Source organism: Mycobacterium sp., from assembly GCF_040398885.1.
Classification (GTDB): domain Bacteria; phylum Actinomycetota; class Actinomycetes; order Mycobacteriales; family Mycobacteriaceae; genus Mycobacterium.
In genome coordinates this window covers 1-5822 of sequence record NZ_JBBATF010000172.1, presented here as the reverse complement: position 1 = coordinate 5822, position 5822 = coordinate 1, and the positions used below count along the sequence as shown (strand labels likewise).

The following is a 5822-nucleotide window of genomic DNA, read 5'->3' as shown; positions in this document are numbered from 1 at the left end:
GGTTGCGCACGTGCGGATCTCCGCCGTGACCGGTGTCGGCGTCGGCGATGATGAACGGCCGGTAGTCGACCGCCGGCGTGGCGGCCCGCTGCTCCTCGGTCATCTGCGACCGGAGGTAGGCCTGGTTGCGGTCTGCGGTCAGCAGGGCGCGCACCAGGCCGGCCGCCTCGTCCGGCACCTGGCTCAGCGGGTAGCTCGCCAGGTCCGGTCCCGGGTCCTCGTCGGTGGAGCCCTTGGCCGACGTGGCCCAGCCGCCGAGGTAGATGCCCTCGATCCCGCAGCGCTTCATGGCCACGGCCTGGCCGGGGGTGTAGGGGCCGAAGGTGGTGATGGACTTGCGCCGGCCGAACAGTTCGCGCAGCCGGGCGTGGAACGCCGCGGAGGTCTCCCGTGCGACGGTGTAATCCACCGGGATCGTGCCGCGCTGCTCGACCACCTGGCGGGCGGTGTAGAGGCGGGTGATGCCGGCGAACCGCGGGCTGTCGAAATACCGCTGGGTGTCGTCCACCTGCTGCGCAAACCGGGTGGGTGTGTCCGCTTCGACATTCGACATGGCTGCTCCTGATCGGGTTTCGCCGGCTGCCGTTCTCAACGGTCGGCGCGGCTTCTCATCTAACCGCCTACCGATCCGATTATCCCGGCCGGGTGCGCCGCCGCGCCAGGGCGCTCAGGTGGCGGGTGGCGGCCCGGGCAGCGGCCCGTGGCCCGCCAGGTCGATCACCGGGGCGTGCTGTACCGCCTCGGCCGCCGGAGCGGGCGGGGCCGGTTCGGGGGCCGGTTCGGGGGCCGGGGGAGACTGGTCCATCTCCCGCGCTTCGACGGGCAGGTACATGTGCTGGGTGAACTGCGGCTGATATGCGCCACCCCCGCCGATGAGCACACCGTTACCGCCTTCGCCACTGGACACCGGCGTGCCGTCGGGCAGTGTCACCGCGGCGTGGCCGGCGTTCCACCCGATGACCACCGAGTCGGGCGCGCTGCCGTAGTGGAAGCCGCGGGCCAGCAGAGCGGATTCCATGTTGCCGGTGTTGAATCTGCTGCCGAATGCCGGCCGTCCGGAGGCCACATTGGCGACCCAGGACGCCAGCCCGGAGCAATCCGTGCCTGCGGGGGTATCGCCGCCGGAAATGTAGGGCGTGCCCGAGACTTGCGAAATAAGCGACATCAGCGCTGCGAGAGCAAACATATGAAAACGCTAACAACAGTTTTTTCCAGTCACCAATCGTATGTGGCCGCCCTCACTAGAGGCCCGATTAACCAGCATAAGTCCTGCGAAAACCATTTCACGGCGATCAAATTTCACGAGCGTGACCGTTTCGAGACAGCAAACCTCAAGTTTAACAGTGAAGTTAACGGTCGCGTGGCGCGACCGTTATGTCTGCCCGCTGTTTCCGAGACCCGCGCGGCGGTCACCGAGTCGGTTTTGCCGACGTGTCGACGCTCACATCGGGCAGGATGGCCGCATGCGCCGGTGTGTGATGGCCCCCTTCAGCCCCGCAGGCTGACGTGCGGGTCCTGGTTCAGCGTGTCACCGCCGCGTCGGTGACGGTCGACGGCCGTGTCGTCGGGGCCATCACGCCCCGGCGCCAGGGCCTGGTCGCCCTCGTCGGCGTTACGCATGGCGACGACTCCGCGGTGGCCAGGCGGATGGCCGAAAAACTCTGGCAACTAAGGATTCTCGACGAGCAACGGTCAGCATCCGATGTCGGCGCGCCGATACTGGTGGTGAGCCAGTTCACGTTGTACGCCGACACGGCGAAGGGGCGCAGGCCGTCGTGGAACGCCGCCGCGCCGGCCGCCGTCGCCGAGCCTCTGGTGGATGCCTTCGCCGCCGCACTGCGGGCGCTGGGCGCGGAGGTGTCAACCGGCGCGTTCGGTGCGCACATGCAGGTCGAGTTGACCAACGACGGACCGGTCACGGTGATGCTGGAGATGTGACCGCGCCCGCCGGCGCCGACCTCAAATCCAGTCCCAGATGATCCAGTACGCCACCAGCGGGGCCCCCGACCGTAGCCAGACGCGCGGGCCCAACGGGTATGGCCCCATGTCAGGCGTCCAGGTCGGAACGTCCGGGTCGCCATCCCAGAGGTCGTCCTCGTCATCGGGACCGGCCAGGGCCGGGACACCGGGGCCGACCGGGGCCGGGACACCGGGGCCGACCAGGGCCGGGACACCGGGGCCGGGCGGGTTCGGGTCCAGATTGCCGGAGTCGGCACCGGCGACACCGCCGCCGCCGAGAATCCCGAGGGCGAGTGTGCCGGCGACCGCCGTCCCGGCGGCCCTCCTGAAGGTTTTCGTCATATCGTCTGTCTCCCCTCGGTGATCGGCTACCCGGCTCGCGGCGGGCTGAAACGCCGATGTCGGGCCGTGGTGGAGGACAGCGTGATTTGTTACCGTGCCGATCGCCGGCCCGTCGCCGGCGACGTGAGAAGGTGAAGCGCTATGCATACGCACAACTTCGTCACCTACGAGGAGTTCGGCCGCCGGTTCTTCGAGCTGGCGGTCACCGAGGATCGTGTCGCCTCGGCGATCGGGGGCATCGCCGGCGGGGAGATCACGATGGGCCCGATGGCGCAGGGTCCGGGCGGGCTGGCGAAGGTCACCGCCAGGGTCCAGATCCAGGAGCCCCACGTGCGACGCAGCCTGGGAGACACCATCACCTTCGCGGTGCGCATCCCACTGCTCATCGAGCTGACCGTCGATCTGCGCCTTGACAAGCAGAGCTTCATGGTCGACGGCGACATCGCACTGCGGGCCACCGCGCGGGCTGCCGAGCCCCTGCTGATAGTCATCGAGATCGCCAAGCCGCGCCCCTCGGATATCGCGGTCCACGTGACGGCGAAGTCGCTTCGCGGGGAGATCATGCGCATCATCGGCGGGGTCGACGGCGAGATCCGCCGGTTCGTCGCCGCCTACGTGGCAGAAGAGGTCGACAGCCCGGCCGCCCAGCAGGCCAAGGTCATCGACGTCGCCACCCAGGTGTCTGCGGCCTGGGACGCCTGAACGCCCGGGGCTACAGGTCCAGCGTCAAACACTCGCCGGACGCGGCGCGTGAGACGCAGAGCAGCATCAACCCGCTGTCGCGTTCAGGTGTGGTCAGCAGCCTGTCGCGGTGCTGGACGGCCCCGCCGAGCACGCGTGCCCGGCAGGTGCCGCAGAATCCCTGCCGGCATGAGTAGGGCGGGTTGATGCCGGCGCGTTGCAGTGCCGCCAACAGCGTCTCGTCGGCACCAACCCGGATCTCGGCCCGAGAGGATCGCGCCATGGCGGTGAAGGGCTCGCCGTCGACGACCGGAGCCGCTGCGAATCTCTCGAAATGCAGTTCGACGTCGTCGCGTCCGATCAGCCGAGTCCGCACCACCGTCAGCATGTCGGCCGGCCCGCACGCATATACCGTTGTGCCGGAACGGCATTCGCCGAGCAGGTCCCCGGCGGTCGGTATGCCGTCGACGTCGTCGGTTCGGACCGTGACGCGCGTCCCGAACCGCCGCACCTCCTCGATGAAGGGAATGCTGTCGGCGCTGCGGCCCACGTAGATCATCGACCAGTCCACGCCGAATCGCTCCGCCATGCCCAGCATCGGAAGGATCGGCGTGATGCCTATGCCGCCCGCGATGAACCTCAGCCGCCTGGTGGGCGAACCGTAGCCGGGCACGCTGAGCGGAAAGGCGTTGCGGGGCCCACCCGTGGTGACCGTCGAGCCCACCGGCAACCCGTCGTGCACTTCGACCGACCCGCCGCCGCCATCGGGGATGCGGCGCACCGCGATCCGGTATCTGGAGCGCACCGCCGGTTCGCCGCACAGCGAGTACTGCCGGACGCGGCCGCTGGGCAGGCGGATATCGAGGTGGGCGCCCGGATGCCAGGCCGGCAGCGGTGACCGGTCCGCCGCCGCCAGGGTGAGGGCGACCACGTTCTCGTCACGGGCCACGACCTCGCGGTCGACGACGGCGAGGGTCAGTGTGCGGTCGCGGTGGGCGGGCCGGGTGGGCCGGCGCCTGCCGGTGGCCGCCCAGAACCCGGTGATCGCCGCGTCGGCCAGACCCAGAAACGGCGCCGGCGCCGACCGCAGGCGTCGCAGCACCATCTACACGTGGGCCGCGCGCGCGGCGGGGGAGGTGGCCAGGTAGGCGACCGCCTGCGCGGTGGAGCCTACGTCCGCCGGCGAGTGGTTCCGGCGGAAGTAGGCCAGCGTGTTGCTGCCGAACAGGGTTCGGTAGGCCGGCAACAGGTTCAGCTTCGAGTCCCCGATCCTGGTGCGCTGCATCTGAAGCCAGCTGAGGTCGATCGCGGGGTCGGTGCGGCACAGGTACCACAGACTGCGCTCGAAGAACGAGGCCATCAGCGCCATCGCCAGCACCATGGCCCGGATTCTGGCGGGGTAGCTGTCGTGGAAGTAGGTGGCGACGTCGTGGGCGACGCAGCGGTGCTCGACCTCCTCGCTGCCATGCCAGCGGAACAGATCCATCATCGTCGGGTCGGCGCCGTAGTCGTCCCAGGCGCAGTTGAGCGCGAAGTCGCCCAGCAGGGCCGTGTAGTGCTCGATCCCGGCGATCAGCCACAGTCGGTCGCAGAGCTGGTTGTAGCGGCGCTGCGGGTCCGGGGAGGCACTGGGGGTCAGGACCTTGCCGATGATGTAGTCGACCTGGGTGAGGATCGGCTGCGGGTTGACGCCGTGGGCCTCCATGAACTGATGCAGTATCCGTTCGTGGGTGTCGGCGTGGACCGCCTCCTGGCCGATGAAGCCGCGCATGTCCTCGGCCAGCCGCTCGTCCTCGACGAACGGAAGGGCTTCGTTGTAGGTGGTCACGAACCACCGTTCGGCGGCCGGCAGGACCACGTTGAGCAGGCTCACCATGTGCGAGGCCACCGGATGTCCGGGGATCCAGTGCAGCGGAGACCCCGATGCGTCGAACTCGACGTTCCGGGCCTGGATCTGGACCGGACCCGGGTCGACTTCCCGGCGGAAACGGCGCGGCCGCAGCATGGCCCGAGTCTAACCGGGGGCCGGGGATGCCGGGGAGGAAGAATCAGCCCACCGGTTTGGGTATCACCGTCACCACGCCGGGCGCTCCCGGGGTGGGCCGGGCCGTCTCGGTGGCCGGCGCGCCGGAGGTACCCGCCGCGCCGGAGGCACCCGCCGCGGCCGTAGGGGCCGGCGCCTGGGGTTGGGCCGCGGCGGTGCAGTCGAGGTTCAACTGCATCTTGTGGGAGGCGCTGAGCACCTTCTGGCTGCTGACGATGCACTGGGCCTGCGCCACGTCGCTGCCCACCGCCCCGCCGAAGCTCGCCTTCACACCCTGGGCGCGCAGGATCGCCACCGCTTTGGCGTACGGTTCGCCGACCACGTTGAGGGTGGTGTTGGTGTCGCCGGGCGCGGCCTGCGCCGAACCTGCCCCCGGGCCAATGCCCGAGCACGGGATCAACACCAGCGCCGCCGCTGCGGCGGTCGCCGCCCCGCTGGCCGCGAGCATGAGTTTTCGCACGTCGCAACCTCCTGTACTGGTCGTCAACAATAGCTCAACGGTGTATCGCCGCCGGGCGCGGCGGTGTTTCGGGCGCGGAACATCAGAAGACCCGCCGGTGCCGCTCCTGCTCCAGCACCGCGTCGAGGTCGGCGAGGCGGTTCATCGACGTCACGGCCCGGGCGGTCCGCATATTGGCCGCCAGCAGGTCGGCGTGGCGGTGGGTGAAGGCCCAGTAGCCCGCGGTGAACGGGCAGGCGTCCTCGCCCACGCGCTTCTTCGGGTCGAACGGGCATCGGCGACAGTGGTCGCTCATCTTGCTGATGTAGGCACCGCCGGAGGTGTAGGGCTTGGTGG

7 protein-coding genes and 2 pseudogenes are annotated in these 5822 nt (G+C 69.5%); 2 read left to right on the top strand and 7 right to left on the bottom strand.

The genetic code is table 11. The features are described from left to right. Together ADBZ5U_RS13820 and ADBZ5U_RS13815 are read right to left on the bottom strand one after the other, a co-directional pair. Positions 1 to 553 (bottom strand): annotated as a pseudogene (locus ADBZ5U_RS13820) (isocitrate lyase ICL2); the annotation flags it as partial. Between the two features lie 114 nt (positions 554 to 667). Then, positions 668 to 1186 (bottom strand): peptidoglycan endopeptidase, encoded by a 519-nt coding sequence (locus ADBZ5U_RS13815; protein WP_526811116.1) that lies wholly within the window; start codon positions 1184 to 1186, stop codon positions 668 to 670. 320 nt (positions 1187 to 1506) lie between these two features. Between ADBZ5U_RS13815 and dtd the strand changes: the two genes are divergently transcribed. Beyond that, the gene (gene dtd, locus ADBZ5U_RS13810; protein ID WP_526811114.1) at positions 1507 to 1938 is read left to right on the top strand and encodes a D-aminoacyl-tRNA deacylase; all 432 of its coding nucleotides are present in this window, start codon (positions 1507 to 1509) and stop codon (positions 1936 to 1938) included. 21 nt (positions 1939 to 1959) lie between these two features. Here the strand turns inward: dtd and ADBZ5U_RS13805 are convergent, their stop codons facing one another. Then, positions 1960 to 2301 (bottom strand): hypothetical protein, encoded by a 342-nt coding sequence (locus tag ADBZ5U_RS13805; protein ID WP_526811112.1) that lies wholly within the window; start codon positions 2299 to 2301, stop codon positions 1960 to 1962. Between the two features lie 141 nt (positions 2302 to 2442). Here ADBZ5U_RS13805 and ADBZ5U_RS13800 point away from each other — a divergent pair, with 141 nt between their 5' ends. Then, complete coding sequence (locus ADBZ5U_RS13800) at positions 2443 to 3003, top strand: hypothetical protein (RefSeq protein ID WP_526811110.1); 561 nt, start codon at positions 2443 to 2445, stop codon at positions 3001 to 3003. Between the two features lie 10 nt (positions 3004 to 3013). Here the strand turns inward: ADBZ5U_RS13800 and ADBZ5U_RS13795 are convergent, their stop codons facing one another. The 4 genes and pseudogenes from ADBZ5U_RS13795 to ADBZ5U_RS13780 all read right to left on the bottom strand — a co-directional run. After that, positions 3014 to 4087 carry a PDR/VanB family oxidoreductase gene (locus tag ADBZ5U_RS13795; protein WP_526811108.1) on the bottom strand — a complete coding sequence of 358 codons (1074 nt, stop codon included), beginning with the start codon at positions 4085 to 4087 and terminating at the stop codon, positions 3014 to 3016. Further along, positions 4088 to 4987 (bottom strand): metal-dependent hydrolase, encoded by a 900-nt coding sequence (locus tag ADBZ5U_RS13790; protein WP_526811107.1) that lies wholly within the window; start codon positions 4985 to 4987, stop codon positions 4088 to 4090. It lies immediately after the preceding gene. A 43-nt stretch (positions 4988 to 5030) separates the two neighbouring features. After that, positions 5031 to 5486, bottom strand: a complete 456-nt coding sequence (locus ADBZ5U_RS13785; RefSeq protein ID WP_526811105.1) for a hypothetical protein — start codon at positions 5484 to 5486, stop codon at positions 5031 to 5033. 82 nt (positions 5487 to 5568) lie between these two features. Continuing rightward, a pseudogene (locus tag ADBZ5U_RS13780) lies at positions 5569 to 5822 on the bottom strand (cryptochrome/photolyase family protein); the annotation flags it as partial.

Bases quoted from the DNA above. Each gene is read 5' to 3' on its own strand.
- ADBZ5U_RS13815 (WP_526811116.1), bottom strand. From the start codon at position 1,186: ATGTTTGCTCTCGCAGCGCTGATGTCGCTTATTTCGCAAGTCTCGGGC.
- ADBZ5U_RS13800 (WP_526811110.1), top strand. From the start codon at position 2,443: ATGCATACGCACAACTTCGTCACCTACGAGGAGTTCGGCCGCCGGTTC.
- ADBZ5U_RS13805 (WP_526811112.1), bottom strand. From the start codon at position 2,301: ATGACGAAAACCTTCAGGAGGGCCGCCGGGACGGCGGTCGCCGGCACA.
- ADBZ5U_RS13790 (WP_526811107.1), bottom strand. From the start codon at position 4,987: ATGCTGCGGCCGCGCCGTTTCCGCCGGGAAGTCGACCCGGGTCCGGTC.
- ADBZ5U_RS13795 (WP_526811108.1), bottom strand. From the start codon at position 4,087: ATGGTGCTGCGACGCCTGCGGTCGGCGCCGGCGCCGTTTCTGGGTCTG.